This is a genomic window from Paenibacillus sp. HGF5 (assembly GCF_000204455.1).
Taxonomy (GTDB): domain Bacteria; phylum Bacillota; class Bacilli; order Paenibacillales; family Paenibacillaceae; genus Paenibacillus_AQ; species Paenibacillus_AQ lautus_A.
In genome coordinates this window covers 241,564-268,538 of record NZ_AEXS01000019.1, presented here as the reverse complement: position 1 = coordinate 268,538, position 26,975 = coordinate 241,564, and the positions used below count along the sequence as shown (strand labels likewise).

Annotated in this window: 32 protein-coding genes; 18 read left to right on the top strand and 14 right to left on the bottom strand. The window is 45.1% G+C overall.

Annotated features, from left to right (window positions below):
- Positions 1–3 precede the first annotated feature (3 nt).
- The 5 genes from HMPREF9412_RS04050 to HMPREF9412_RS04030 all read right to left on the bottom strand — a co-directional run bounded on the left by HMPREF9412_RS04050 (position 4) and on the right by HMPREF9412_RS04030 (position 7,652).
- Positions 4–1,431 carry a PQQ-dependent sugar dehydrogenase gene (locus tag HMPREF9412_RS04050; protein ID WP_009589796.1) on the bottom strand — a complete coding sequence of 476 codons (1,428 nt, stop codon included), beginning with the start codon at positions 1,429–1,431 and terminating at the stop codon, positions 4–6.
- A 229-nt stretch (positions 1,432–1,660) separates the two neighbouring features.
- On the bottom strand, positions 1,661–4,033 hold the full coding sequence (locus tag HMPREF9412_RS04045) for an AraC family transcriptional regulator (protein WP_009589909.1): 2,373 nt from the start codon (positions 4,031–4,033) through the stop codon (positions 1,661–1,663).
- A 96-nt stretch (positions 4,034–4,129) separates the two neighbouring features.
- Entirely contained in the window at positions 4,130–5,011 is an 882-nt protein-coding gene (locus HMPREF9412_RS04040) for a carbohydrate ABC transporter permease (protein WP_009589956.1), read from the bottom strand.
- Positions 5,012–5,023: 12 nt separating this feature from the next.
- On the bottom strand, positions 5,024–5,986 hold the full coding sequence (locus tag HMPREF9412_RS04035; protein ID WP_009589850.1) for an ABC transporter permease: 963 nt from the start codon (positions 5,984–5,986) through the stop codon (positions 5,024–5,026).
- 70 nt (positions 5,987–6,056) lie between these two features.
- Positions 6,057–7,652 carry an extracellular solute-binding protein gene (locus HMPREF9412_RS04030; RefSeq protein WP_009589910.1) on the bottom strand — a complete coding sequence of 532 codons (1,596 nt, stop codon included), beginning with the start codon at positions 7,650–7,652 and terminating at the stop codon, positions 6,057–6,059.
- 361 nt (positions 7,653–8,013) lie between these two features.
- On the opposite strand from HMPREF9412_RS04030, the gene HMPREF9412_RS04025 reads away from it, so the two are divergent.
- From HMPREF9412_RS04025 to HMPREF9412_RS04015, 3 genes are all read left to right on the top strand, one after another.
- A complete protein-coding gene (locus HMPREF9412_RS04025) occupies positions 8,014–8,289 on the top strand; it encodes a YciI family protein (RefSeq protein WP_009589886.1) in 276 nt (91 codons plus the stop codon).
- Between the two features lie 61 nt (positions 8,290–8,350).
- Positions 8,351–8,584, top strand: a complete 234-nt coding sequence (locus HMPREF9412_RS04020) for an NIPSNAP family protein (RefSeq protein WP_254663993.1) — start codon at positions 8,351–8,353, stop codon at positions 8,582–8,584.
- 151 nt (positions 8,585–8,735) lie between these two features.
- The gene (locus HMPREF9412_RS04015; protein WP_009589865.1) at positions 8,736–9,257 is read left to right on the top strand and encodes an AAA family ATPase; all 522 of its coding nucleotides are present in this window, start codon (positions 8,736–8,738) and stop codon (positions 9,255–9,257) included.
- A gap of 68 nt (positions 9,258–9,325) precedes the next feature.
- Here the strand turns inward: HMPREF9412_RS04015 and HMPREF9412_RS04010 are convergent, their stop codons facing one another.
- From HMPREF9412_RS04010 to HMPREF9412_RS03995, 4 genes are read right to left on the bottom strand one after another with little or no spacing between them, the layout of a single operon-like run.
- Positions 9,326–10,027, bottom strand: a complete 702-nt coding sequence (locus HMPREF9412_RS04010; protein ID WP_009589951.1) for an ABC transporter permease — start codon at positions 10,025–10,027, stop codon at positions 9,326–9,328.
- Between the two features lie 12 nt (positions 10,028–10,039).
- Positions 10,040–10,993 carry a glycine betaine ABC transporter substrate-binding protein gene (locus HMPREF9412_RS04005; protein WP_083829906.1) on the bottom strand — a complete coding sequence of 318 codons (954 nt, stop codon included), beginning with the start codon at positions 10,991–10,993 and terminating at the stop codon, positions 10,040–10,042.
- Positions 10,990–11,655 carry an ABC transporter permease gene (locus HMPREF9412_RS04000; RefSeq protein WP_009589947.1) on the bottom strand — a complete coding sequence of 222 codons (666 nt, stop codon included), beginning with the start codon at positions 11,653–11,655 and terminating at the stop codon, positions 10,990–10,992. The genes HMPREF9412_RS04005 and HMPREF9412_RS04000 overlap by 4 nt, the downstream gene beginning before the upstream one ends.
- Position 11,656: 1 nt before the next feature.
- Positions 11,657–12,820: an ABC transporter ATP-binding protein gene (locus tag HMPREF9412_RS03995; RefSeq protein ID WP_009589871.1), complete on the bottom strand. Its 1,164-nt coding sequence runs from the start codon at positions 12,818–12,820 to the stop codon at positions 11,657–11,659.
- A gap of 775 nt (positions 12,821–13,595) precedes the next feature.
- Here HMPREF9412_RS03995 and HMPREF9412_RS03990 point away from each other — a divergent pair.
- The 5 genes from HMPREF9412_RS03990 (at position 13,596) to HMPREF9412_RS03970 (ending at position 17,140) form a co-directional block, all read left to right on the top strand.
- The gene (locus HMPREF9412_RS03990; protein ID WP_009589830.1) at positions 13,596–14,216 is read left to right on the top strand and encodes an alpha/beta hydrolase; all 621 of its coding nucleotides are present in this window, start codon (positions 13,596–13,598) and stop codon (positions 14,214–14,216) included.
- A 12-nt stretch (positions 14,217–14,228) separates the two neighbouring features.
- Positions 14,229–14,699, top strand: a complete 471-nt coding sequence (locus HMPREF9412_RS03985; protein ID WP_009589847.1) for a GNAT family N-acetyltransferase — start codon at positions 14,229–14,231, stop codon at positions 14,697–14,699.
- Positions 14,700–14,726: 27 nt separating this feature from the next.
- Entirely contained in the window at positions 14,727–15,275 is a 549-nt protein-coding gene (locus HMPREF9412_RS03980) for a GNAT family N-acetyltransferase (protein WP_009589918.1), read from the top strand.
- A gap of 87 nt (positions 15,276–15,362) precedes the next feature.
- Positions 15,363–15,716 carry an acylphosphatase gene (locus HMPREF9412_RS03975; RefSeq protein ID WP_009589964.1) on the top strand — a complete coding sequence of 118 codons (354 nt, stop codon included), beginning with the start codon at positions 15,363–15,365 and terminating at the stop codon, positions 15,714–15,716.
- Positions 15,717–15,955: 239 nt separating this feature from the next.
- Entirely contained in the window at positions 15,956–17,140 is a 1,185-nt protein-coding gene (locus tag HMPREF9412_RS03970; RefSeq protein WP_009589774.1) for an alanyl-tRNA editing protein, read from the top strand.
- 255 nt (positions 17,141–17,395) lie between these two features.
- On the opposite strand, the gene HMPREF9412_RS03965 is transcribed toward HMPREF9412_RS03970, so the two are convergent.
- The 3 genes from HMPREF9412_RS03965 to HMPREF9412_RS03955 all read right to left on the bottom strand — a co-directional run bounded on the left by HMPREF9412_RS03965 (position 17,396) and on the right by HMPREF9412_RS03955 (position 19,472).
- Complete coding sequence (locus HMPREF9412_RS03965) at positions 17,396–18,154, bottom strand: prolipoprotein diacylglyceryl transferase (RefSeq protein ID WP_009589827.1); 759 nt, start codon at positions 18,152–18,154, stop codon at positions 17,396–17,398.
- Positions 18,155–18,243: 89 nt separating this feature from the next.
- A complete protein-coding gene (locus HMPREF9412_RS03960) occupies positions 18,244–19,044 on the bottom strand; it encodes a M56 family metallopeptidase (protein ID WP_009589770.1) in 801 nt (266 codons plus the stop codon).
- Positions 19,041–19,472, bottom strand: coding sequence for a BlaI/MecI/CopY family transcriptional regulator (locus HMPREF9412_RS03955; protein ID WP_009589982.1), 432 nt, complete (start codon positions 19,470–19,472; stop codon positions 19,041–19,043). The genes HMPREF9412_RS03960 and HMPREF9412_RS03955 overlap by 4 nt, the downstream gene beginning before the upstream one ends.
- 237 nt (positions 19,473–19,709) lie before the next feature.
- On the opposite strand from HMPREF9412_RS03955, the gene HMPREF9412_RS03950 reads away from it, so the two are divergent.
- The gene (locus HMPREF9412_RS03950; RefSeq protein ID WP_009589906.1) at positions 19,710–20,216 is read left to right on the top strand and encodes a GNAT family N-acetyltransferase; all 507 of its coding nucleotides are present in this window, start codon (positions 19,710–19,712) and stop codon (positions 20,214–20,216) included.
- 24 nt (positions 20,217–20,240) lie between these two features.
- Positions 20,241–20,747, top strand: a complete 507-nt coding sequence (locus HMPREF9412_RS03945) for a DUF6985 domain-containing protein (RefSeq protein WP_009589832.1) — start codon at positions 20,241–20,243, stop codon at positions 20,745–20,747.
- A gap of 187 nt (positions 20,748–20,934) precedes the next feature.
- On the opposite strand, the gene HMPREF9412_RS03940 is transcribed toward HMPREF9412_RS03945, so the two are convergent.
- Positions 20,935–21,189 (bottom strand): excalibur calcium-binding domain-containing protein, encoded by a 255-nt coding sequence (locus tag HMPREF9412_RS03940; protein ID WP_036671161.1) that lies wholly within the window; start codon positions 21,187–21,189, stop codon positions 20,935–20,937.
- Between the two features lie 229 nt (positions 21,190–21,418).
- Between HMPREF9412_RS03940 and HMPREF9412_RS03935 the strand changes: the two genes are divergently transcribed.
- The 7 genes from HMPREF9412_RS03935 to HMPREF9412_RS03905 all read left to right on the top strand — a co-directional run bounded on the left by HMPREF9412_RS03935 (position 21,419) and on the right by HMPREF9412_RS03905 (position 25,352).
- Positions 21,419–21,976: an HAD-IIIA family hydrolase gene (locus HMPREF9412_RS03935; RefSeq protein WP_009589860.1), complete on the top strand. Its 558-nt coding sequence runs from the start codon at positions 21,419–21,421 to the stop codon at positions 21,974–21,976.
- The gene (locus tag HMPREF9412_RS03930; RefSeq protein ID WP_009589810.1) at positions 21,973–22,380 is read left to right on the top strand and encodes an NUDIX hydrolase; all 408 of its coding nucleotides are present in this window, start codon (positions 21,973–21,975) and stop codon (positions 22,378–22,380) included. Before HMPREF9412_RS03935 ends, HMPREF9412_RS03930 begins: the two co-directional genes overlap by 4 nt.
- A 26-nt stretch (positions 22,381–22,406) precedes the next feature.
- A complete protein-coding gene (locus HMPREF9412_RS03925; protein ID WP_009590019.1) occupies positions 22,407–22,946 on the top strand; it encodes a DinB family protein in 540 nt (179 codons plus the stop codon).
- A complete protein-coding gene (locus tag HMPREF9412_RS03920) occupies positions 22,939–23,169 on the top strand; it encodes a hypothetical protein (protein WP_036671115.1) in 231 nt (76 codons plus the stop codon). The genes HMPREF9412_RS03925 and HMPREF9412_RS03920 overlap by 8 nt, the downstream gene beginning before the upstream one ends.
- A 37-nt stretch (positions 23,170–23,206) precedes the next feature.
- Positions 23,207–23,950, top strand: a complete 744-nt coding sequence (locus HMPREF9412_RS03915) for a GNAT family N-acetyltransferase (protein ID WP_009589812.1) — start codon at positions 23,207–23,209, stop codon at positions 23,948–23,950.
- Between the two features lie 44 nt (positions 23,951–23,994).
- Positions 23,995–24,453 (top strand): GyrI-like domain-containing protein, encoded by a 459-nt coding sequence (locus tag HMPREF9412_RS03910; protein ID WP_009589821.1) that lies wholly within the window; start codon positions 23,995–23,997, stop codon positions 24,451–24,453.
- Positions 24,454–24,704: 251 nt separating this feature from the next.
- A complete protein-coding gene (locus HMPREF9412_RS03905; RefSeq protein WP_009590020.1) occupies positions 24,705–25,352 on the top strand; it encodes a FusB/FusC family EF-G-binding protein in 648 nt (215 codons plus the stop codon).
- 53 nt (positions 25,353–25,405) lie between these two features.
- On the opposite strand, the gene HMPREF9412_RS03900 is transcribed toward HMPREF9412_RS03905, so the two are convergent.
- Positions 25,406–26,008, bottom strand: coding sequence for a TetR/AcrR family transcriptional regulator (locus tag HMPREF9412_RS03900; RefSeq protein WP_009589778.1), 603 nt, complete (start codon positions 26,006–26,008; stop codon positions 25,406–25,408).
- Between the two features lie 196 nt (positions 26,009–26,204).
- Between HMPREF9412_RS03900 and HMPREF9412_RS03895 the strand changes: the two genes are divergently transcribed.
- Positions 26,205–26,942: an SDR family NAD(P)-dependent oxidoreductase gene (locus HMPREF9412_RS03895; RefSeq protein WP_009590004.1), complete on the top strand. Its 738-nt coding sequence runs from the start codon at positions 26,205–26,207 to the stop codon at positions 26,940–26,942.
- Positions 26,943–26,975: the final 33 nt, after the last annotated feature.

The window sequence follows — 26,975 nt, the reverse complement described above, 5'->3', positions numbered from 1 at the left end:
GAATCATGGAACAATTTCATAAACGGTACCTTGGTTAGCATCAGCCACTTTCATCGAGCCATAAACCCCTAAATAGAGTCTGGTTTGATTCAGATTCGTTCCCAGACTAACATAATACGCGGATTGAGACCCAAACGGATCATCGGTTTCAATAACATGAAAATCATTTAGCTTACCATCCGTTCTTACCTTGGTGTAAGCTAAGACCCCTCTAACGGGAAGTTGAGATTCAGCCCCTCGAGCCAGATCGGTAAACACAACGTTTCCCGATAGAGAGGGGATTCCACATCCCATATAGGGCTGCACTCCTGTAAGTGCAGTTGCTCTAAACTTATCGGTTCGGGAATCTTCATGAAAATAACTTGTCAGAGGCTGAAGACGCCGTACGGAAGTTCTTACGGCTTCCTCGTAATAAGCAATGGTTTTCTCGTTCAAAGCCGGATTTGCAGAGCAGCCGGTTATGATCGAGGTCGGAAAAGCACCTTCCCACCCGCGCCAGCCCAAGTTAATAAATCCTTCATGGTCAGGTTCCGTTTTCATTAAAGAAGCTTGTATAAGCTGAGTAACCGGTATCGGTTTATAATGAACGAACGAAAAAATCGACTCTACGAGATCCTGTCCGACATTTCCTACGTATTTGATATACTGATTGTAAAACCTTTGAAATGAAATGCCGGGTATATTGCGAATGCCTTTGGCGATTACCGTAAGCGTTTCCTGAATGGGTACGGGCAGTTCATTAAAACGCGTAACTACGGGCGGATTATCGATATACGAATTCTTAACGACATCAATTTCGATGATTTTACCTGCGAATTCCATATCGTCTTGGCTTAAATTGAACGGATCATAGCCTGATCCGCCATCACCGGTTGTCAAAACAAGCTTTCCTGTTTCAGGGGAAAAGTTTAGGCTATTGACACCGTTATGATTTAAAAATGGCCTTCTGATATTAAGTAACGTCCGCCTTTTGTGAGGTTGGCCATTCGATTGCAGAATCCATTCTTCGACTGTATCGATATGATCGTATTGATGTTCTCTATTTGCCCACTTCAGGTTTAAGGTGCTAGCATCGCACGGGTTAGGCTTAAAAGATTCAGGAGGAGCACCTGGAAGGGCCCCTGGACCTTGGGTTCCAGCTACTGAATAATGGAGATAAAACAGACGATTATAATAAAATTGGGGATGAAATGCCAGCCCTAGCAGTCCCCGTTCATCATATCCGCCGCTAGAACCCCCTAGTTTCAGAACTCGCGGACGAATATCTAAGAAAGTCTCTATAACTCCGCTTCCTATGTAAAAGATCTCTCCTACCTGAGTCGCAATAAATAATCTTTCGATGGAGTCGCCCGGAAGAATCGTTGTTTTCAACACAGTGGGTAAATTTAGCTTGCTAACAATGGGCCGTAAACTAACTTTAACTTTCGTCAATTCACTTAACCCTCCTTTTATGGCTTTCTTGTATAAGCTTATGATTAGAACCGGTTTTTATTCCGGAGGAGCGGTTAGTAGAGTCCATATAATTGTGCTCTATGGTCCATGAAAAAAAGACGAGCAATGATAAAAATCCTCGGAGAAATATGAGCGCAAAACTACAGCAGCACATCCTTTCTTTTAAGGAGAGATGTGCTGCCAATGTAGAAAAATGTAGTATATATTCCTATTCACTTAATCCAGCACATTTCGTCATACTCTCTCTATATTTACCGGGAGTAATGCCTTCGACCTTCTTAAAAACCCGAATGAAAACAGTATCGCTTGTATAACCGACCATCTTGGCAATCTGTGCGTTGGTCAGTCCAGAATCCGACATCAGTTTCTTAGCGTGATCCATGCGTACGACAGTCAGATAGTCGTTGAAGTTCTGTCCACTCACTCTTTTAAAAAATTGTGAAATATATTGCGGCGTGATCTGCAAATGCTCAGACACTAAATTCAAGCTCATATTTGGATCGGCGTAATTCGCTTGAATGCAGGTTTGAATTTGCAGCAGGAGCTGTTCATTGTGATCGCTTCGTTCCAGTTTGAACGATTCGGCGGCCGATACATACAGGTCCTTCGCTTTTTCAAACATTTCGTCGGTTGTTTTACAGGAAAGCAGGAAACGCACAGGGTGGATGTCACCTTCTGTAAGCTTCCGGTAGGCCAGCGTATCCGAATCAGATGCCAGTATACGCAGCAGGGTACCGGCAAGACTGAATAATAGGCATCTCCCAAGCTCCGGAGTGATGGATTCGTCGCGGAAATTTCGATCGAACAGCTGTGTAAGCAGTTGGACCACTTGCTCTGTATCGCCGCTTCGAATACAGTTGATTAACTGCAGCTCGGTTTCGACGGGGTAATAATACTGCAGCTTTTTCTGGCGAATGTCATGGTAGTAAAAGGTCGATAGCTGCCCATTGACCATCCTGTACTCCAAGGCGGCAGCCGCTTCCAAATAGGCTTCTCCAATCTGATGCTGGCCCTTATGAACGCCGCTTATGGCTATGCTGATTTCCAGCTTGAACCTAGTCTCCAGCATGCGATGCAATCCGGATGCGATGTCCTTCACCCGGCAAGTCGGATGATCCATCTGATCCGGCATTAGATTAACGAGCAGGGCCAGCCGGTCTTTCTCCAAGTCGATCGTATGTATCGTATGGCCTTCATAGACTGTATCTTCAGCCAGATTGGAGATGATAAATCGCACCAATGCCCATTGTTTTTCACTTTGGTTCGGTGCGAACCGGGTCATGTCGTCCACTTGAACGAGAATGACAATAAAATGAGGAAACGGAAAATGGATGCCCATAAATTCCAGCGATTGTTTCATTTGCTCTGGAGGCTCAAAGTAGCCTTGAAGCACACGATGTAAATAGTTAGAACGCAGAATGGGGAGTTGTTGAGTCAGTTTGTTTTTAATATGTCTTTCCTCGTCCCAGGAAATTTTCATCATTTCCAGGATGTAGTCAAATTCATTCACAGCCGGTTTACGTGGATGAGACTTTCCGGCCTGAATCGCCTCTATCATTCTTTTGATTGGAAAATAGTTTCGATACGCGATTCCATATGCAGCCGCGCTCCCCGCAAGGATACATAGCAAGAGAAGCCACAGCGCAAGTTGCTCCATTTGTTTCACTTTCTGCAAATATACATTCAAAGGCATCACAGCAATATAGTACCATCCGACTTGTCCCGAGGTTGTGAATGATACCGTTACATCTTGACCGTTCAGATTGTAATTGCGTAAACCGGAGTTCGACTTCAGTTCATTCAATATCGAGTTTGATAACGGACTTGCACCAGGGGTACTGCTGATGAGTTCATGATTTTGGTTCACGATATAAACGGAACTCCCGTTTGCGGACTCAATTTGTCGTGTCATTTCGTGAATCTTGGTTTCATCAATCAGAACCGTAAGATTCCCTTTCATATTGGATGTTTCTTCGACCGGCAACGATTGCATAAAGGTAATCACTTGCATGGGGTCATCCTTCAGGTAGCCGTTTCGTTGTAAGGTGGAGGACGGCAGGTAGGTTTGACTATGATAGCTCTTCATCTGCTTAAGCCATTCTTCATAGGTCAGATGTTCAAAGCGATAATATTTATCATAAAAATTGTGAGAATCGGTTACGAGATTCGGTTTGATCACAGAATCGCTTCGGTCCAAAAAAATATAGAAATCGTACACAAAATCCTTGGTCATTCTCGAATGCATTGTTAAATAATCTCTTGTAAACTGGACCAAATGATACCGTTCTGACAAGTCTTTGATTTCCGTATCTAATAAATAACGCAGCTTCGGATTGAGTATAATCTGATGGGATAACTGTTCAATTTCTTTGAAATGGCTGTCTATATTGAGACGCATCTGCTCCAACATGCCGAGATTGGACCGTTCCGCATTGGATTTCATGATATGTTCAATATTGGTATAGAACACAAACCAAATCAGGATGGGAAGCAGGAGCAGAAGACAATTGGATACGAGCATCCTGATGAACAGGCTTCTTCTTCGGCTCTCGGCATTCTTTCTTCGAATGATTGATAACATGGCGATCACTCCTAATATAGAAAAGCTTGCTCAGTCCCATATATTTCGGGAAGAGCAAGCTTGCTCCCTTCATTGGATGACCGATTCGTGTGATGATCATTCTTTTAACGCACCGATCAGGACACCGTGCACAAAATACTTTTGCAGAAACGGGTATAGGCATAATATCGGAAGTGTAGAGATGATAATCGTCGCATATTTGATCGTGATCCCGATGTCCAGCCGGTCTGTGGCTGCTGCGCCGGTCGTCATGCTGTCCGTACTGTTCGAGATCAGAATTTCACGGAGCACTAACTGCAAGGGAAATAACTCCCGATCACGCAAATAAATCAATGCGCTAAAGTATGAATTCCAATGTCCCACTGCATACCACAAAACCATGACGGCAATAACAGGCATCGAAAGAGGAACAATGATTCGGCTCATAATGATCCAATCATTGGCCCCGTCGATCCGCGCGGATTCCTCCAAACTAACGGGTACCGCTTGAAAGGCGGTCCGCATAATGATCAAGTTAAATGAACTGATAGCCCCGGGCAAGAGAAGAGCCCAAGGCGTATCCAGCATGCCGAGACTGTTCACCAGCAGAAAGGTTGGAATGAGGCCCCCATTGAACACCATCGTGATCACGATGATGAGCATGATGGAATTGTTGAAATAGACGTTGCGGCGAGAAAGGGCATAGGCACCGAGCGTTGTCATGATTAGGTTGATGATTGTGCCGCCAGCGACATAGAAGAGGGTGTTCCGGTAACCGGTCAGAATCATGGGATTATCCATGACGGCTTTATACGCATCCAGATTAAACCCGGTAGGGAAAAACAGCATGCCGCGAAATCGGGCGATTTCTGCAGGATCGCTTAAAGATGCGAATAATACGTACAGGAACGGATAAAGCGTGACGAAGCAAAGCAGGAGCATGAAGCATGTATTGACGACGGAAAATATCGATTCACCCAGGCTGCGTTTGTGAAACATACCGTTCCTCCCTTACCACAATTTATGTTCACTCACTCGTTTGCTAATGGAATTGGCGAGTACAATCAGAATGAAGCTGATGACCGAATTGAATAGCCCAACGGCAGCGGTATAACCGAAATCGGCTCCCAGTATACCTTTCCTGAATACATAGGTAGAGATGACATCGGCCGTCTCATAGGTCATCGGATTGTACATCAAAATAATTTTCTCGCTCCCAACGGAAAGCATGGATCCCATGTTGAGAATGAGCAATATCACAATGGTCGGCATGATCCCGGGCAGGGTAATATGCAAGGTCTGTTTCCATCGTCCCGCTCCGTCAATCCGGGCCGCATCATAGAGCGTCGGATCAATGTTGGCTATGGCGGCGAGATAGATAATAGAGCCCCATCCGATTCCCTGCCAGACGCCGGAAGAGACGTACATGAAGCGAAACCACCCCGGCTCCTGCATGAAGGCAATCGGTTCAAGTCCGATCATGCCAAGAAGTTGATTCACCAGACCGTCGCGGGCAAAGAAATCGATCATCATCCCGACTACAACGACGATGGAGATAAAGTGCGGGAGATAGCTTATCGTCTGGACGATCCGTTTAAAAAAGCTCCTGCGAATCTCATTAAGCAATAAGGCAAGTATGATCGAAGCGGGGAACGCAAACAGCAATTCATAGATATTGATCAGCAAGGTGTTCCGAATCAGTCTCCAAAAATAGTAGTTTCCAAAAAAACTTTCAAAATGATCGAAACCCATCCATGGACTTCCCCAAATTCCGTCGGCAAGTCCGTAATCTTTAAAAGCGATTTGCAGACCATACATGGGTCCGTAATGAAAAACGATGTAGTAGGCAACGACGGGCAGCAGGATAAGATAAATGTAGCGGTTCCGAATGATGTCCTTTTTTATCATGCTCCATTTCTTCTCTGCCCGGTTCCCCGTTGTCGTCTTCACAATGTTTCTCTGTACATTAGGCATGGTTTACTCCTTCTTTGAATACTGGAGAACGGCAAGCTGCAAGCTTTCCGTCTCCAGTGTAGTAGGCCTGTTATCGGTCGTTGTAGCGTTCCAATCCGGATTGCTGCATTTGAATTGCCTCGTCGATACCCATGCTTTTCAGGGTAGCGACATACTCATCGAACTTATCCAGCGATTCTGCGCCCATAATGAATTTAACGATCATTTCATTTTTATACGTATCGATATCGTTCATGATCGAGGCATATCGGCTATTGTTTTCCCGGGCGATGGTGATCGGAGGCATTCTTTTTTCATTCGAAGGTTCTGCCCAGACGGTTAAAGCTTCTTGCTGCTCCGGTCTGGCCGCATATTGCTCCATATAGCGTACATCCTGCAAGAAAGGACCGGCATCAGCGGACAAGACATGCTTTTTAACGGATTGGGCAAGCGGCAATCCTTCCGGATTGTTCATGACGGAGTCCGTATACTTCGGATAACCGTTATCCATCGTATAGGATACGCCTTCTTTACCGAAGTTCATGATCATTCGTCCTTCTTCACTATAGAAGTAATCGAAGAATTTTACAGTTTCAGCAACGTGCTTGTTGCTTCCGGTTATAGCAGTGAATATGCCTACAATTTGATTGTCCATTTGACCGAATATCGGTTTATCGCCAGATTGCAATGTCGGATAGGGTGTGGCAATAAGCTTGAATTGCGGTTCCTTGGACTCCATTAAATCCATAAACCTGCCCATCCCTCCGCCTACAGCCATAACAGCCGCACCGACCTGATTGCCGGTTATTTTGGCATCGTACATTTTGCTGTCATTGGCTGCAAAGTCTTTGTCCAGCAAGCCCTCATTGTACCAACGGTTCATGGTTGTAAGGTATTGCTTATATTCGGGTTGAACGGGGCCATATTTGACCGTATTTCCTTCGTGATAGAAGCCGTTCGGGATGCCAAAAGCGCCAGTAAAAGCAAGCTCGCCTGCTCCCATCATGATCGGAATTTCATCCGCCTTTCCGTTTCCGTTGGGATCTTGTTCCTTAAACGCTTTCAAAACGGTATACCATTCGTCGATGGTTCTAGGAGTAGGCAAATCCAACTTGTCCAACCAATCTTTACGTATAACCGGGCCGGAGTGGGTTTGCAGTTTTCTCACGGGGCGGATGAATGGGAAACCGATAATATCGCCATCGTCCGTCGAAGCCTGTCTTCTCCATTCCGGGTTTTCGTCCAGCAGCTTTTTGAAGTTAGGCGAATCGTCCAAATAGTCGTTTAATGGAATGATTTTACCATCCTTAATCGCTTTTTGAGCGCCTCCCGGATAATTATTCCACGTATACTCAACGACATCGGGCAGCGATTTCGAGGCCATCATCAAGTTGAATTGTTCGCCAGCTTGGCCTTGGGCCGGGTGTTGGTAATCGATTTTGACACCGGTTTTATTTTCGATTTCTTGAATAGCGGTAATCTCACCATAGCTTTTCATAATAGCGGCTGCGTCGGAATGCATCTGTTTCCAATACGATAAGTTGCTCAAAGGTTGGGTGAACTCTGTGGATTCCGTACTCCCCTTTGGCATTTCCTCACTGCTGCAGCCGACAATCGCTGTGGCAGCCAGTCCCAGACATGTTATAACAGGTATAAGCTTTTTGATGATGTTCCTGCTCATCTGCATAAACCGTAGTTCCTCCTCCATTTTGATGTGCTTTTGACATATTCAGCATAAAGGATGGTTGTTTTTTCCGGAATCATATAAAATCAGGAAAGGGTTGCCATTATTAAGATCAGGCACTGGCGAATATAAAACTGAATCGACCATATTAAAGATTGTCCCTTCTACAGTGGGGAGAGATTGCAAATCTTTGGGGCTAAGCAGCGAGCCGCAAGCTCCCAGCCAATCTTCGCATAGTTCCATCAAGTTAAAGCCGGAGATGTGCCATAAACAAAAAACACGGGTGAAAGGAGGTGCACGCTAGATGGTGCTCCCCGTGATCTTGTGTTGGATGCTCGGACGGCTTGCGGAGGAGGAGAAGTAGATGACATTTGTTTATTTAATGACCAATCAAAAACCGTTAAATCAAGAAATCATTAAGAGTCATGTGGAGTATTTAAGAGGCCTAGAATCACAAGGCAAACTTATGCTCTGTGGCCCTTTTTCGGATTATCCTGGAGGAATGGTCTTGATTCAAGCAGAGGATTTAAATGAAGCAACAAATATTGCAAATTCTGACCCATTCATTGCATCGGGGTGCAAATCATATGAAATCAGGACGCTAAAGCTGGCCAACGAAGAAAATAATTATTTACTTTAAGCTATGATACATCTTGCAATTCAACTGTTAGGAAATTCCCGAAAAACAGAAAGGACAAAAAATGATCTATAGAAGAAAAACTTATATAGTTGAACCGTCATTTTTAGAAGAGTTTAATCAATTATTTAACGAGATATTACTGCCGTCTCAGTTAAAGTATGGCGCTAGATTAATTGGACGGTGGATGTTCGATAGAGATGAAAACAATACTGAGGTATTCGCTATATGGGAGTATGACAGTTATGAAGATTATGAAAGAATAGAAAGCCAGATCAAATCTGTCAAGAACATGTAATGAAAGTACAGCATCGTTTTGATCAAATGGGTAGAGACCGATTGAAACAGGTGCTTAAGGAAGATATTAGACAGGAATTTGTGAAAAGCACAGTACCTAGAGAAAAAACAATATTAGATTAGTTAAAATAAGAGTAAATCGAGGTGCTGAAGTGTATTTTCTCCAAATGTCGGGTTTTCCGGGCTCTGGAAAATCAACGCTTGCTAGACGAATTGCAAATATAACTGGGGCTGTCATTGTTGACCATGATATATCTAAAACGGCAATATTAAAGTCAGCAGAAGGACTTGATATTGAAATGAAACATCTTGGCAAAATTGCATACACGGTTGATTGGGATTTGGTCGAGTTTTATTTATCGCAAGGTCATGATGTTATATTTGATGCTCCTTGTTTATATTCGGAGATGCTGGATCATGGATTGCGATTAGCAAGTAAATATGAAGCTCAATACAAATATATAGAATGTTACCTCAACGATTACAAGGAAATTTGTAACAGACTTCAAAATCGAAAACGAATGATAAGCCAAATATCGGAGACGACTGAAGAATCATTTATATCTGGATTAAATGAAAGTAAACGACCATTAGATATAAAGTGTCTGACTATTGATTCTTCGCAATCCATTGAAAGTTACTTAAACAATGTCTTGGATTATCTAAAGGAATAAGAAGAAAAGAGCCCCCGAAAGATCTAAGATCTCGGGGATGCCCTTTTGGAATGTACTCTCTGCAAACTTCAGTTTATATTTTGCATTTTCGCAGGCGATGGAGCCGCACCGGCTGACTTCCGCTTGGCTAGATCCATCTTACGCTGCAGCATGCCGAGCACGATATCCGCAACGATTGCCAGCACCGCGGCAGGAATGGCGCCTGCAAAAATCCGCAGGGAGTTGTTGCTGTTTAGTCCAGCGTAAATTTCTCGTCCCAGCCCGCCTCCTCCCACGAGGGGAGCGATCGTTACCACGCCGATGGCAATAACGGCCGCGATACGCAGGCCCGACATGATGTACGTCAGCGCCAGCGGAAAACGTACTTTCACGAGCATTTGGAGAGGGCTCATCCCGATACCTTTTCCCGATTCCAGATAGCTGGGATCCACCTGTTTTAACCCCACGTACGTATTCCGCGCGATTGGATTCAGGGAATACAGGAAGAGTCCCACCATGACCGTTGTCGTTCCGAGTCCCATCCATAACATGAGAACCACGAGCATGGCTAAGCTTGGTACCACCTGTAGGATATTGGTGATAAACAAAATGATCTTGGCCGCCCATTTACTCTTAGAGCAGAGAATGCCAAGCGGCACGCCGACGATGAATGCCAGCCCCAGCCCGATAACCACCATCGTAATATGCTGGATGAAATACTCCCAGAGCAATTCTTGATTTCGTGATATATACGACAAAAAGTCGGAAAATGTTAAATGTTCGCTTTCCATGCTTACCCTCCTTTAGCTTTTCAAGAAGCCCTGCTCTTTCAAATACGCGATCGCGACTTCCCGCTCGCTTTTCTTCTCAATGTCCACCTGATAATTAAGCGATATCATCGTATCTGCATCCAGATGACCGATTAAAGGCGCTATCGTATCCTCAATTTCAGGATGCTTCTTCAAAAGGTCCGAACGCAATACCGGACTTGCATCATAGGGAGGGAAGAATTGCTGGTCATCCTGAAGCGTCTGCAACTGGTAGGCTTTCAGCCGGGAATCCGTGGAATAGGCCAACACGATATCCACCTGCTCATTGGCTACCGCGCTATAGACCAGGCTGATCTCCATGGGGAAGACCTGACCGAATTTGATGTCATATGCTTTGGAGAATGCCGGATATCCATCCGTGCTTCTCTCCAGCCAAGTCGTATCTACCCCAAGCTTCATGGAGGCCATGTCTTTTTTGACATCGGAAATTTTGGCGTACCCGTTGGCTTCCGCAAGATCCTTTCTTACCGTGAATGCGTAGGTGTTCTCGAAACCCAGCGGATTCATCCAGGTGAACCCGAAGTGTTCCTGGAATCCCTCCTGTGCCTCCTTCAAGACTTTATCGCGGTCTTTGGTGCCGCTGATCGGGAAATGGTTGTTGAAAATCTCACCGGTATATAGCGTCGCCATCTGAACGTCGTTTCGTTTCATCGCATTGATGACCAATGAACTAGATGCCAGATCCGGAATAACATCGACTTTCAGATCGGTTTGGTCTTCAATCAGCGCTTTATACATTTCGGCAATAATCTTGGTTTCGGTATAGGTTTGCGTCCCGATGGTAAGGTCGCTTTGAATTCCGCATGCGGAGGTAATAGCGGCAAGAGCCATCAGGCAGATTAACATCGGCATCCTTTTCAGCTTGTTCAGTTTCATCACGCCTTCCTTATTCCGTCCGGCTTGCTGTATACGGTTGAAGTTACTCATATCGCAGCGTCCCGGGTTTGATTCTGATGGTAGTGCTTGCTCAGCCAGCCCTCCAGCAGACCAAGCAGTCCGTCAGCTACAAGCGCCAACAGAATTGCACCGATGCCACCGATGAATATCATCTCGGGTTTGTTAACCCCAAGTCCAGATACGATCAGCTGGCCTAAACCGCCAGCACCGATCAGGGAAGCCAGGGTTGCCCAGCTGATGATATACACGGTCGTAATGCGGACACCGGACATGATGTAAGGAAGCGATAGGGGAAGCTGAATTTTCAAAATCGTTTGGGCGGTGCTGTATCCCATTCCCCTGGCCGAATTGAGCACGCCTTTATCCACGGAGTGAAAACCGTCATAGGTATTCCGCAGAATAGGCATCAGGGAATACAGAAACAATGCGAGTATGGCCGGCTTCATGCCGATCCCAAGCAGCGGAATCAGAATCGCCAGGAGCGCCAGGCTCGGTACCGTCTGAAACAGATTCGCAACGAAAAAGACGATGCTGTTCAACCAGCCGACCCGGTTGTAGACCAGCAGGATTCCGATCGGTACGGCAATCACGGTCCCGAGCAGCACGGCAGAGAACGAGAGGACCAGATGCTCCTGCAAAGCCTTCAGAATATCCGGATAACGATCCGTGATGAAGCTCCAAAATGCATTCATATCACTCACCCTCTCCGTTCAGCACCGGAGGAACCATCGTTGGATAGACTTCGGCCAGATGTTTAACCACACTGCCTCTTGTGATTAATCCGAGGAACCGGTTATTGCTGTCTACGACAGGGAGATTGCTGAGCTGGTGGCTGTCCATAATCTCGATGGCCTGCGGAAGCGTGCTTCCCGAAGCTACGGAAAAACGGACCGGATGCATCACATCCGCGACGGTTTTGCCTTCTTCGCCGTATTGGTCGAGTACCCGGTAGATCGAAACCGCGCCTTGAAGCTGACGGTTACGGTCCACGATCAGCAGCGAATCGACCCGCTTCATTTCCATCATCTTGATGGCTTCAGCCAATCCCCGGCTCGGGAATGCCGTGACCGGATTCGTAATCATCACTTCATCCACAAGCGGAATTTCATAGGCGCTTTCATTCTCATTTTGCAGACGTTTCGAACCGATAAAGTCACGCACAAAATCATTTGCGGGATGCCGTAATATGCTGTCCGGTCTACCCGTTTGAACCACTTCGCCATCTTTCATCAGAACGATGGTATCCGCGATTTTAATAGCTTCATCCATATCATGCGTCACAAAAATAATGGTCTTATTGAGCTCCTGCTGAAGCCGGATCAGCTCATCCTGAAGCTGCTCCCGGCTGATGGGATCCAGTGCGGAGAACGGCTCGTCCATCAGGATGATATCGGGTTCAGCCGCAAGCGCCCGCACGACGCCTACGCGCTGCTGTTGCCCGCCGCTTAGCTCGGATGGATAGCGAGTGCCATAAATGGTGTGATCCAGTCCGACCATGTCCAACAATTCATTTACTTTTTGATCTGTTTTGTCTTTATCCCACTTCTTCAGACGCGGAACCACGCCCGCGTTCTTGGAGATATTCATATGCGGAAATAAACCAACGCTTTGAATGACATAGCCGATATTGCGCCGCAGTTCAACCGGATTCAATCTGGAGATATCCTGACCGTCAATCAGAACTTTGCCCGAGGATGGCGTATTGAGCGCGTTGATCAGCTTCATGGTTGTTGATTTGCCGCAGCCGCTCGGACCGATGAGGACGGTAATTTCCCCTTTTTTGAATTCGAGATTAATGTCCTTCAGCGCGTGAAAGCCATTATCATAAACCTTGTTCACATGCTCCAGTACTATCATTCAATCGCCCCTTTGCAAGCAGTATCCATATTATGCGGAGCATTTGGCATATCATCCATCGGGGACCCAAAAAAGAGTTGAGGAAAAGTATATTGCTGAGTAGGGAAGGCGGCAGCCTCGTTATGTAGAAACAGAAATGAAGCTAAGCAAGTTAGCTCTAAAAGAAATCAAAATGGAATAGGATTAAGCGCATCATCAAGGGGTGGAGAAAAACCAAGAGGAAACCCTGAGGGTATTAACAATTTAAGTCGGCAATCTTTGATAAGGCATAGACTTTCATGCCCCAAATTCCACCTTTATATGCATATTAGCGTTCTAAGCGGTGTGCAATCCCTTATTACATCCATCCGAAGGAAGTATTCCAAGCCTTTTAGCCCCTATTCGTATATAAGGATCATTTGTGTCTTCATCCATGAATCCTGATATACCTGTGAGAATCAAGCAGCTACGCCACTGCTTCTCTCAGCCCAAATGGATATATGCAAAATGCGTTGGCAGGCAACGAGTCCTTGTTGAGTAGGACCGTATAACTGCTACGGTGCAATAATATGTTTTATACATTTACCCACTTTGTCAAGGGATGAAACATGTACATAGAACGATTTTGAAGATTTGGTGCCTCGGGGCCAGAAGCGATACGGAAGGAAAGAGATATCCTACCCATGACTGGGAGTATTTACGAAGAGCGCGAATATACGTAATATGGAGGTACTGAAGAAGTGCGGAGAAAAGATGTTAGCTGAAAAATCACCTGAAGCCGGAGAGGATGGAAACAATGAAAGTAGAAATTTTAACGATGCCCTCGTTTTGGAAAACGGAAATGAGACAAAAATATTATCAACTTCAAGAGGACAATCGTAAGTTGGTTATTCTGTTCCCCGGAAAAAACTATCCCTGTGACAAGCCCATTCTACATTTTGCTGGAGCTTCAGCGATTCAAAGTGGTTATGACTTAATGGTGCTTGAATATGGATATCAAGCCGCGAGAACGGATTTGGATATTCATGATCTGCAAAGAGTAATAGAAGAGTGCCACGAATCGGTTCAACGAATCATAAGCAAGTATAAAGAGATTGTTTTTATTAGTAAGAGCATAGGCACAATCGTTGCTGGAGAAGTTCATGAAAAACTTGACACTTCTATAAAACATCTATTTTTGACGCCGATTAAAGACACCATCCCCTATATCAACAGGTTTAAGGGACTTGTGGTTTATGGTTCAAAGGATGAAGTGTTTCATCATGAACTTGCAAACCAAATTCACCTAGACAAGGCCACTGAGGTCATCGAAATTCCTAATGCCAACCATTCTTTAGAGACCGATCATGCTCCGGAAAGTGTTGAGATTCTAAGTAAACTGGTAGGGATATATACGAATTTTCTAAATGAATGGTAGAGGGGGATCCTCATGAAGATCTCGCAGTCTTTAAATTCTGAAGAAATCGCAATGCTGAATAAGGAAGTTCATGAAATTCATGTTTCGCTCTATCCGGAGTATTTTAAGGAATATGATTTTGAAGAAGTGAATGAATTTTTTAAGAAGATAGTATCAACACCTAATTATTATTTTTATATCGTTACAGATGAAGGTCAATCTCTTGGTTATGCTTGGCTAGAAATTCGGGAATATCCGGAGAACGTATTTATGAAATCATATCGATCCGTGTACATTCATCAATTAGGAATAATGAAAGTGCACCGAAATAAAGGAATTGGACGACTCTTAATGAACTTTATTAATAACTTTGCCAAAAAGAATGGAATAAACAAAATACAATTAGATTATTGGTCGGACAATGAAAGTGCTAGTCAATTCTATATAAAAAATGGTTTTAAGAGCTATCGAAATTATCTGTATAAGGAAGTAGATTCCATGTAATGACCCAAACCATGTAAGGAGAACAACATGCCTCAATTCCCCCTATTAGAAACAGAAAGATTGGTATTAAGACAAATTATACCAGAGGATGCTAGAGACATCTTTCATTATTTCTCTATGGACACCGTTACGAAATTTTATGATGTGGAGAGTTTTACGCATATTGAACAAGCAGAAGAACTGATTCATAGATGGAATCAAAGGTTTGAAAACAATCAGGCCATTCGCTGGGGAATCGCTTTACGGTCGGAAAGCAGAGTCATTGGAACATGCGGATATCATGGTTGGATGAAACATCACTATAAAGCTGAGATTGGATATGAGCTGGCACCAGAATATTGGCGGCAAGGTTACATGACGGAGGCGATTCAGAAAATCATGGAGTTCGGCTTTAATCATCTTGGGTTAAACCGGATTGAAGCATTCGTAGAGCCAGAGAATACGGCATCAAGAAAGTTGCTGGAGAAGCTGGGATTAAATGAAGAAGGGACATTGAAGCAGCATTTTTATTGGAGGAATCAATTCGTGGATACGGTCATCTACGCATTGCTTAAAAGAGATTATCAAGCGCGTTAAGTAGTGGTTTGATGCAGCAGCGATTTATGTTGTTTACACGATGTGGAAGTGAAGGAATCCCAATTTATATAAGGAGGCTGCGGGGAAATGAGCGTACTTAAGAAATTAAGAAATGACTATGTCATTTGGCATGCCAACCGTGTTAAGTTACCTGAACGCACACCGGGCAACATCGTCAGAACAAAAGCTGTTTTTTCCGGGAAGGTGCAGAAGGTAGGGTTTCGCTTGGAAATATATTGCATCGCTCGAAGAATGAATTTAACGGGATGGGTGAGAAATTTACAGGATGGAAGTGTGGAAGCGGAATTTCAAGGGGAAGCGTCACAAATTGATTTTCTGGTCCATTGCATGCGTTCATTGAAACGGGCGTCCGTACAGAAGGTGACGGTAGCTGATCTGCCTATTAAAGAGGAAGAAGAAAGCTTTGTGATCGCAGAATAAAATCCATATAGCAAGCCCCCGGATTCATCATGGGGAAGGATTTCATGATCGGTAGTTGCATTGCGGAAAGAGGATGGAACCTATGAGGTAATGCCCGAACCTCTTGTCCAAGGACCGTGCTGTTGGCATCGCCGGCAGGCGGTCTTTTTTTATTGAATGGAATTTGGCGCTGCGGGACCGTTTTATAGTAAGCTGATATCAGTATGAATGTATAACTTGGGAACTGTGAGGACATGAAGATGACAAAGAAGCTGTATTACGAATCCGCTTATACCCGGGAGTGGGAGACACGAATCACGCGGAAGCTGGAACGGGAGGACGGGACCTACCTGGTACTGGAAGAGACGGCCTTTTATCCGCATGGCGGAGGACAACCCTGTGATCTCGGGTGGATCGATAAAATCCCGGTTCTTGATGTCGTTCAGGAGGACGGAGAGATACTGCACAAAATCGAACGTTTACCGGAGAGGGAAGAGGTAACCTGCCGGTTGGATTGGGACAGAAGGTTCGACCATATGCAGCATCATAGCGGTCAGCACCTGCTGTCCGCCATGTGTCTGCAGGTATGCGAGGCGGAGACGCTCAGCTTCCACCTGGGTCAGGATTATGCCACCATCGATATCGCCCGATCGGATCTGCCTCAGCATCAGCTGATGATGCTGGAGCTGGAAGTCAACGACCAGATTTACCTTAATCGACAGGTAACGAACTATGTTGTGAGCCGGGAGCAGGCGGCCGCCCTGCCGCTGGTGAAGCAGCCGAAGGTAACCGACGATATTCGGATCGTTGAAATCGAAGGTATCGAATATAACGCATGCGGCGGCACCCATGTCTCGGCAACGGGTGAGATCGGGATGATCAAGCTGCTGAGAGCAGAGAAGCAGAAGGGACAAATGCGTCTTTATTTTAAGTGCGGGTATCGGGCGTTGAAAGAATTTAATGCCGGAATGGAGATTCTCGGAAGCCTGTCAGCCAGGTTCAATACGGCAAAGGAAGAGATTCTGGACCGGATTGCCAAATGGGATCAGGAGCAGAAGCAGCTCCAGGCTGAACTAAACGCAGTGAAGGCCGAGAATGACGCTTACCTGGCCGGGAAGCTGTTGGCTGAGCGCCAAGGCAGACTGGTCAAACATGTTTTTGCGGACAAGCCGATGAAGGATATGCAGAACTTGGCGGCCAAGCTTACCGAACAAGCCGAGGTTATCGTGCTTTTCGCGTCCAACGCGGACCATAAGGTGGTTCTCGCTCAAGGAGGAGAGAGCGGACCTGCCTGCGGTGCTTTTTTCAAACAGCATCTGGCGGATTATCGAGGAAAAGGCGGAGGCAGCGATAAGATTGCCCAAGCTGGCTTTAGCACCGTGGAGGATGCCATGGCATTTTACCGGTTTACGGCGCAGTCATTAGGTCAGCCAGAGGAGGAGTAAACGATCCGATCAGCCGTTCCTCTGCAGTATGCTTGATGCAATGTCGAGCATGTACGGAAATGCACAGATGCAGTGAACACGGGATTCAGTTCGGCTAGCGAACAGAAGGCACCCTCGGGGCTCGGCTTTCATTGATGAAGGCAGGGCCCCGTCCTGTTTTGAGTTCTCTTTGCTTTAGTCAGAAAGCTCAATGCAATTAAGGACTTCTGTCTTTTGCCCGGGTACTTAGTGGATACCAATATAATGATCTGTATCCTATGCCGTCATCTTTTTTTGAGTCCGGGTCAAGAATACGATGCACGTGAGCAAAACAACGGCTAATGCGATCCACTGCGAAGTAGCGAGAGCACCGAACTGGCCTCGGATGATATCGCCTCTGAAAAATTCGATAATAAATCTCCCTAAACTATAAAGTATGAGATAAAGACCTGCTACTAGGCCGTTAGGTCTTTTTCTTCTAGCAATATAGATCAGCAAGAAAAAAATAGAAAAGCTGAATACGCTCTCTAATATTTGCGTAGGAATGAGTTTGACATCATTCGGGGCAAGCTCGGAATCGTGAAACGTAATTCCAAACCAACCCTCCGTTTCTTCACCGTAGCAGCAACCGGCGAGAAGGCAGCCGATTCTTCCAAAGCCCTGCGCTAATGCAAGGGAGGGCACAAAAAGGTCAAGGTATTTTAGAAAGTTTATCTTTTTCTTCTTACAATAGGCATAACCGACCCCAATCCCCCCGATAATTCCACCGTACACCACGAATCCTTCCGAAAAATTCAGAACCATCGAGGGATCCTGGATGATATGGTTCATTTGAGTGATCCAAAATAAAAGCTTAGCGCCGACCAATCCGCCTAATAAGCTCCAGAAAGTCAGAGAGGAAACATGGGATAGTTCTACTTGTCTAGAAGCTGCTCTATAAGCAACAACCTTATAAGCGATAAGGATTCCGATTGCGATCATCAATCCATAGCCGTAAATGGTCAGAGGTCCGATATGAATGAGTTCATTGTGCATATGTTCATCTCCTATTTGATAAATTCTTCCGTCTAAACGCGATTGTGATTGAACTACACATTGTAGTGTAATCATTCAAAAAAAAGGGATTATGAATCCCCGCCCAACATGAGGAGCAGCAAAATGGAACAGGATCTCAGAAAAGGCTTCAGCAGGGCTAACGGAACATGGACCCCTCGATCAGGCTCAAGAACCTGCATGACCCGGTACTCCAATGTCGTATTCGTAAAATGCACGGCTGTCTCATACCGCTGAAGCTTACCGAGTTTCGCTAATTGTAATAAGACGCTGCCTAAATACTGCTCCGTACCCATCTGCCGGATGGCGTAGCGGTCAGCAAACAGCTCTTGCCACGTCTGATAGTAGCGAAGAATCGGTTTAACGATCGGCAAATATCCAAAGGCATCTGCCAGCAAGGCCGAAAAAAACATTTTTAATCCATCGTAATTGCGGCAGTGATATCGTTCATGCAGTAAAATCGCCTTTATTTCCTTGTCAGTAAACATCTCTAAAACGGTAGTGGATACGACAATTTTCGGTCGCAGAAGACCCAGCGTCAGAGCCACAAAGGCATCGTCCTGTACCACGATGATTTCCGTGCCCCAGTCGCGGTATTTGTAATTGAGCCGCTTGGTTAATTTGTCGTGCCTGTTGGCACGGAAGTGCCTTAACCATTTTTGCGATAAAACCAACTGCCGGGTACTTCTCCAAATGATCTGACCAAGGGTATACGCAATGACAATGTCGATTAAGGCGTAATTCAGTATGGGGCCTTGAACCACTCCGTTTCGAATCTGGTATGTAATGAGCATTCCCATATGTACCATGACAACAGCTACGAATGCGATCATCAGCGCGTAGGCACATTTTAGCCGAATGGCAGGATTCATTGCTTTTTCCCGCGTTTGATATCGTTTAATTTACGCTCCAGCTTTGCGATCACCTCGGGATCGACATCATCCAACGCATCGATCATGTGGTTCACGACCAAGCTCCCATACTCTTGAATGAGTCCCTGCGACACTTCTTTCGTCTGTTCGGTGAGAAACTGCTCCCTCGACTGCAGCGGGCTGAACTTGGCTGCCCGTGTCCGGCCGGTTCCCGTCATTGCCTTTGTCAGCAGGCCTTTATCCAGAAGACGATTCATGACGGTCATCACCGTATTGATCGAGATCGGGCTCTCATGATTCAGGATCGACTGCACTTCCTTGATACTCAGTGCCTCCGAAGACCAGAGAATATCCATAATTCTTGACTCCAGTGGTCCAAAAAATCGATTCAGGCCCTCGCCCTCGATATTCATTTTCTTAATCTTCATTCCTATCTCACCCCATACTACACATTGTAGTATGGTTATGGATAAAAGTCAACTTCCCTTCGTTCACCGCATACCTGAGCGATCATAGCTTTTCCCTCTGTTCGTTCTGTAGTGTATCAGCGCTGCATTGGTGACTGAAAACGTCCGTGTGACAAAAGGTTTTTTGCCGTGCAGTCGAGAATAGAAGAACTAGGAGAAGTTCAATGAGGTTTAATTTAAAGTAAAGGGCGATTACGAATGGTAGAATTTCCGATGATTGAAACCAGTAGACTGTTCATGCGAGAATTAACACTTGATGATGCTGAATCCATATACAGGCACTTTTCTTACCCCGAAGTCACAAAATTTATGGATATCGAAGCATGTAAAGACATACATGAAGCAGTAGACATTATTACGTTTCATATCCATGATTCGGGCTGCAGGTACGGGCTGTTCGGAAAAGACAAGAACGAACTCATTGGAACATGTGGGTTTCATTGTTGGATAAAGGACGAAGAAGAAACAAGAGCTGAGATCGGTTTTGATCTATCCCCGGATTACTGGGGGAAAGGATTCATGCGAGAGGCTTTGCATGAACTGATTCCAATAGGGTTTACTTTGATGAAACTTGATTGTATCGAAGCGACAACGGAAATTGAAAACGTTCAATCACAAAGGTTATTAGAGAAGCTGGGATTCACTAAAGAGCCTGATTTAAAGGATCGTTTGATGTATTTTACATTATATAAAAATCGAAAATAGACGGATGATTCAGGAGGAGATAGAGTGACCGAAAGGTTTCAGTTGAAAAACGTTGGAGTTGAGGATCCTTCAGACGAAAGCGGCATGTCGGGTTTTAGGTATCTTGCGTTGTTCCAATGTAATGTCGAATATCGTTTCAGCACGGAAGACATGAGTGTGAAGGAAGCCGAGATTTACATACAAGACGTACTGAATCAGCTGCCGGCTGAAACCATACATGAAATATGCAAGAAAGCATGCGAGTGGAAAGACCTCAAAATGTCCAGCGATACGGCTGATTATCCTCCCGGTTTAGGTGAGGTGTATGGCGCGGATATTTTGGAGTTTATGTCTGTAGGGCAAGTTGATCTTTATCGAAATCCTTATGATCGAAATGATCATACTTTCGGAGCCATCCTGGGTGGAGGAGCAGAGTGGGACTCTGAAAATGGCATGGAAATTGTGATACGGGGCAGTGAGGTTCTAGAGGTGCGTGAGTATTTAGGTTATGGCGCAGACGCCATTTGGAGCGAAACCGACGAAAGTGAATAAGAAAGAGCGGTGCATCGGCGCCAGAGATTTTTAAATCGTTTAGGATTTTGACATCCTATAACAAGGTGTATGCGCTGATAGAAAGCAAGCAGACGAAACAAAGAGCCGACCTTAGTTTGAGATAGACAGCTAAGGCTGGCTCTGCAATAAGGATTTATGAATTTACCTGGAATCCCCAATAAACGACTTATTTTTCACAAGCGATTAAATCTTTATCTCGATCAAGTTTCTTATTCGCATTATACAATTCTTTTGAAACATGAGGCTTATGTTTGGTTTTACCACCTTTGTTTTTTGCAGAGGATGATTGGGCAACTCCGCCTTTATAATCCTTTCTTAGCTCTGTACAGTTTTTATAGGACTTCGCTTTTGCAGCTGCATTAACAGAAGTAACATTTAGAGCCAACAATAAAACAGAACAAACAATAATAGTTTTCTTCATCATTTAAGTTTCCCACCTTAGAAATAATGAATATATGTTAACTGGAATTTATTACTTGTTCAACTGTTATTTTGAGAACTCTTATTAATTTGGTGATAGAGGTGGAAGATGGGGAAGGTGTGTAAAACCGAGAACGTCACAAGTGTTGGTTATCATCCTACGTTATATACAAAGCCGATTCTAATTCATAAAGATGAAATTACAATCCTGGTTTAAGGGGGCTAAGCCATTGTCCGAACTGGTCAGGCAAGCGGTTTTTATAGATAGGGACGGAACTCTTGGAGGAACCGATCGGATTGTTCTGCCCGGTGAATTTGAGCTTTATCCGAAGGTAAAGGATTCGATTCAATCTCTCAGAGCCGCTGGCATGCTTGTTTGTTCGTTTACGAATCAACCTGGAATTGCTCGTGGCGAAGCAACGATGGGAGAATTCGAGTCGGAATTGTCAGCCTTTGGTTTTGACAAGATCTATCTTTGTGCGCATGAGCATGGAGCGGGTTGTCAATGTAGAAAGCCATCCGCAGGGTTGCTGTTAAAAGCCGCAGAAGAAAATCATCTGGACTTAGCCAAGTGTTATGTCATAGGGGACAGGTGGACGGATATGGTGGCTGCCAAAGAAGCCGGCTGCAAGAAAGCGTTAGTGATGACGGGGGCCGGAGCCAAGGAACTGGAAAAATATAATAACCACGAGTACTTCGGCAAATGGAAAGATGCGTATCCTGATTTTATCGCGACAGACTTGAATGAAGCCGTGACATGGATATTGGAAGGGGGAGTAAATAAATGAATCCAGCCAAGCATTTTGTGTCTGCCGCTGCCATCGTAATCAATGAAAAGGACGAGATTTTGCTCATTAAAGGACCGCAGCGAGGATGGGAGATGCCTGGGGGTGTCGTGGAGATCGGAGAATCTCCCGAACAAGCTGCGATTAGGGAAACGAAGGAAGAATCAGGGGTCGATATAGAAATCATGCAATTTTGCGGCATCTTCCATAATGTGAAAGACAGTATATGCAATACATTGTTTCTGGCCAAGCCCGTTGGAGGAGTCCCGATCATAACCGAAGAGAGTTTGGAGACTGGTTTTTTTCCAATCGATGAAGCACTGCAGATGGTTAACTTTATGAACTTCCGGGAGCGAATTGAAATGTGTTTAAACCCGGCAGCACATCCGATCTATGTCGAGTTCTAGAAATGTACAAGAAAGGTTGTGTTAGGATGCTATATGATTTGCAAGGTGAAGGGAATATGTCAACGATCGTGGGCATGTTATATGGCGCTGTCAGAGAGAACAGTGAGCGGCTAAAGTCCATAACCGAGGGCATGTCGCAAGAGGAGGTTGATTATAAGGGACCTGGTGGTCATTATAATAGCGCCGCTCAATTAATAAAACATATCACGTACGTCGATCTGAATTGGGTTTATCGGATCAAAGGAGTGGCGCTGCCTCCGTCGTTAAAGCACGAGTACGGCCCGATGATCGATGAACATAACAAGCTGCCGATGGTCAGAGGGATCTCTTTGGACACGCTCCTATCTAAATATGAAGTTGTATTCAATTTGCTGAAAGATGATTGTTCACAGTTAACGGATGTCGAACTGGATCGTATCGTTACATTTGGACACGAGGATGAAAAGCAAGCCACCCTTCGCTGGGGCTTGTGGCATATGGCCGACCATAACCGTTATCATCAGGCCCATATTAATCAGATTAGAAAGTGGTACTCCGAGCAAAGGAGGGGAATGGAACATGAGTAGAAGGATAATTTCCATGCTTGTATTTTCCTTGAGTTTGCTATCGCTGCTTATTTCGATGAAGTTATTTTGGAATATGGGTATTTTTGTGGATGAATACGGTTTGAGCCCAGACATTGTGAATGGCGGAGACTTCTGGCTTCTGATGGATTGGTTAAGATTAGGATTATTATTCTTAGTATGCGTTATATCCGGCGTGAGCGTTTTTAAAAGCTATAATGAATAAACTGGGTTAGCTCCCCCCTAAGAAAGGACATAAAACCATGATGACGCATAAAGAAATGATACATATCGTGCAGACCCAGCTGGCGATTGATCTGAATTGTACGGTGGATGACTTAAACGGGGAAAATGACCGCGTGATTTTTGTAGACGCCAGAGAGAATCCAGGGCGGAGACCGTATCCGAGAAATGAACGTTATTTCGAAATTTTGTCGATGGGCAAATCCATTGTGGTGTCGGCTACGCCGGAACGGCTGGCGATTGCCAAAACGTTTATGCAAGGGAAAGACAGGGATACGATTTTTTCGCTGCCGTTTATTAGAGGACTTTATTTGCATTTTCTCCCGGATCTAGAGAGAATCCAGCCGATGCCGCCACCGGCCGGTTTTTCGTATGAAGTGGTGGAGGAAAATGAGATTTCAAGGCTCATGGAGCTTGAGGGATTGGAGGATGCCATTGTAACCGACCCGGGGCGTCCGTATCAGACGGTATTGGCCGTAATCGCCAAGCACAATGGCAGGATTATTGGCTTGGCAGGGGCTTGTAACGTGTGTGCCGCGATGCGGCAAATCGGAATCGAGGTACTACCTGAATTTCGCCAAATGGGATTGGCGTCTTATCTTGTAAACCGATTAACGTTCGAGGTATTACATTGCGGACGCGTGCCGACTTATGATGTAATCTCTAGCAATATCGCCTCCCAAAGAGTAGGTTACCGAGTGGGGTATTACCCGGCGTTCGTGACGGATTGGCGAGTTGATTTTAGGGATTTCGAGTCTAACTAAACGAATATTCAAAAAATAAATTTATCGAAGGGGGCGTACGCCAAATGAAGATTGTCGAACTCAATAGAATGAATTTAGTAGGAATAAGAGTAGTATGCCCTGGCGACCAGTATGTCTATGAGATTCCAAAGGTTTCTGTCGTACTTAAGGAAAGGCTGAATGAGATTCCTGGCGTTGTACAACCAGCAAGATTGATTGGGGCATTCTTCGTTGAGGATATAACGGAAGAGGAGGATGGTTACTGGGTATGTGTTGAAGTGAATGACATAACGGAAGTTCCAGAAGGGATGGTATCTGTAGTAGTTCCGAAACAAAAATATGCGGTCCAACGACATAAGGGACCTAATTATGAAGTTAGAAATACATATGAAGAACTCCACAACAGGATAAAAGAAAATAAACATGAAAGATTGCTAAGATCCTGGCATCTGGAGATTTCAGATGAATGGGGACATGGGGATGTCAATCATATTGAAGTAGACTTGTATGACACGATTAAATAGATTTAACAGCTAATTGCGCCTTCCATAACATGCTGATATAATTTTGCGTATGAAATGGGATTGGGGGTTACACCGATGGCAATGCTGAATTGCTCATTAGCTAGGAAGTCCTCATGCAAAGCCTGATCTGGGGCGATACTTTGCGTGGGGTGCGATAGGATGAATTCGATCGCCCAAACTTAACTTTATCGTTTCTAATAACAGGCTTTGCACCTTATTGAACTTTGAATAAGAATAAGGGGCTGAAAGCTATGAGTACGACATTTATTAGAAACCACCAGTTTAACGTGATTAAAAAACAATCGGAATTCCTTCTGAAGACGTTGCGAACCGTTGCGGATCGACGCGTTCTGGAAACCGTCAGGTTCAGTTCGGTTGCCAACATCATGGATGCCTTTCCTTCGCTGACCGAGGATCAGAAGCGGATGCTGGGCGAAGTCTCTACATTCGAGAAGGCTGAGGATTTCGAGCGGTATCTGAACAACTTGGAACCTTACCTGGAGTCTTTTCCGACGATTACGCCAAAACAGATTCAGAAGTTATTTCCTAAAAATAAGAAATTGAAATTACCGGATCTGACCTCGATCGATTTTCGATACGTAACCTATTTGGGCTGGGTGGATATTGCCAGCAACAGGTTATTTATCGTATATCCGTTCGAAGGACGCTTCATCGGGATCGAGGGGAGGATCACGCCGACCAACAAGAAAGGGTACTGCCTCTTCTGCAATCGGCATCAAGAGCTCGCCTTGTTCTCGGTCAAGACCAAGCCGTCCGGTGCTTCGGCGGATAATCTTTCTGCCATAAGCCATTATGTTTGTCTGGAGAGCCAAGGCTGCAATCACAGCATTACCGACACGGCGGCCCTGGAGAAGTTCATTCTCTCGGCCAGCAAATAACAAATTAGAAATAGGCTGCCCTTCGAGGCAGCCTATTTAGGTTTTCGTCAGCATTACTCCTTCACATACTCCACCGAGTAAATATGCGTCCTCGTTAGATCAATGACCTCTTTAATGAATTCCTCCTGCGATTCCCTGAAATCGTTTCGGATCCAGTTCAGAATCAACCCATGAAAGCCGTAGGCGGTGTACCGCTTAAAGTAATCCATGTTCACCGGAATCTGGTTAATCGTTTCGAATATAAATCGTTCCTGATAGATCTTTACGATCGTTTGAGGGAATTCCGTATGCAATCCCGGCAAGGTGTCCTCGTATTTGATCAGCTCAAAAAAATCGCGGTGCTCGTAAATGTAGGCCACGATATTAAAGGACGGGGCGTTGAGGTTCGCCGTATACACTTTGTGTCCCGGTATGTAGGGCTTGCCCACCGATTCTTCCAAGCCCTGGAGTTTGGAAGCGAGCACATCGTCGGCTAATTCGATTTTGTCCTGGTAATGGACATAGAAGGTGCTGCGGTTATAAGCAGCCTTATCCACGATGTCTTTCACCGTTACAGCATGATATCCCTTCTCTTTTACAAGTTGAATAAAGGCGGATTTCAGATGTTCTTTCGTCCGATTTCTTCGTGCCGATGTCACGATTTGTTCATGATTCACGGAAAGAGCGCCTCCCAAAAAAGACAGTTTGGTTCCAAGTGTTGACTAAATCGACATTTCATCACAGGTTAATGATTGTTAAATGTGAACAGAATAGTACAATTGAATTGTAAACAAAATAGTACTAAATTTAATATCTTAATTTAATTGTAATCAGTATAGTACTATTTTAATCCATTATACGGGGGTATCCAAGATGGGAAAATTACAAAACAAGGTTGCTGTAATTACCGGTGGTGCATCCGGCATCGGTGCGGCGACCGCACGTCTTTTCGTTGAAGAAGGAGCCAAAGTGGTGCTTGTTGATCTCAATGAGGACAAAGGCAAGGCGTTTGAAGCCGAACTGAAGGCGCTTCATCACGAGGCGTTGTTCGTTAAAGCGAATATTACCAGTGAGGAAGAAGTAGCCAATATCTTCAAGCAAGCGACTGAAGCTTTTGGCAAAGTGGATGTTGTTTTTAACAACGCCGGCATCGGGCGGGTTCATTCTTCGCATGATCTAGAGTACTCCGAGTGGCGAAACACCGTAAACGTGGACTTGGACGGCGTATTCCTGGTCGCCCGGGAAGCTATCCGTGAAATGTTAAAAGCAGGCGGAGGCACGATCGTTAATACCGCATCCATGTACGGTTGGGTCGGCTCGCCCGGTTCAGCGGCTTATAACGCCGCTAAAGGAGGAGTCATTAACTTGACGCGTTCCCTGGCATTGGAGTATGCCGAGCACCATATTCGGATCAATGCGCTGTGCCCGGGCTTTATCGACACACCAATCATTCCGGAGGAGAGCAAGCAAGCGTTGGCAGCGGCCACGCCGATGAAGCGTTTGGGACAAGCCGATGAAATGGCAAAGGCTGTTCTGTTCATGGCTTCGGATGACTCCTCGTTCATGACGGGGAATACCTTGACGGTTGACGGCGGATATACAGCCCAATAATGGGTGAACTTAGACATACATGACATCTTTATA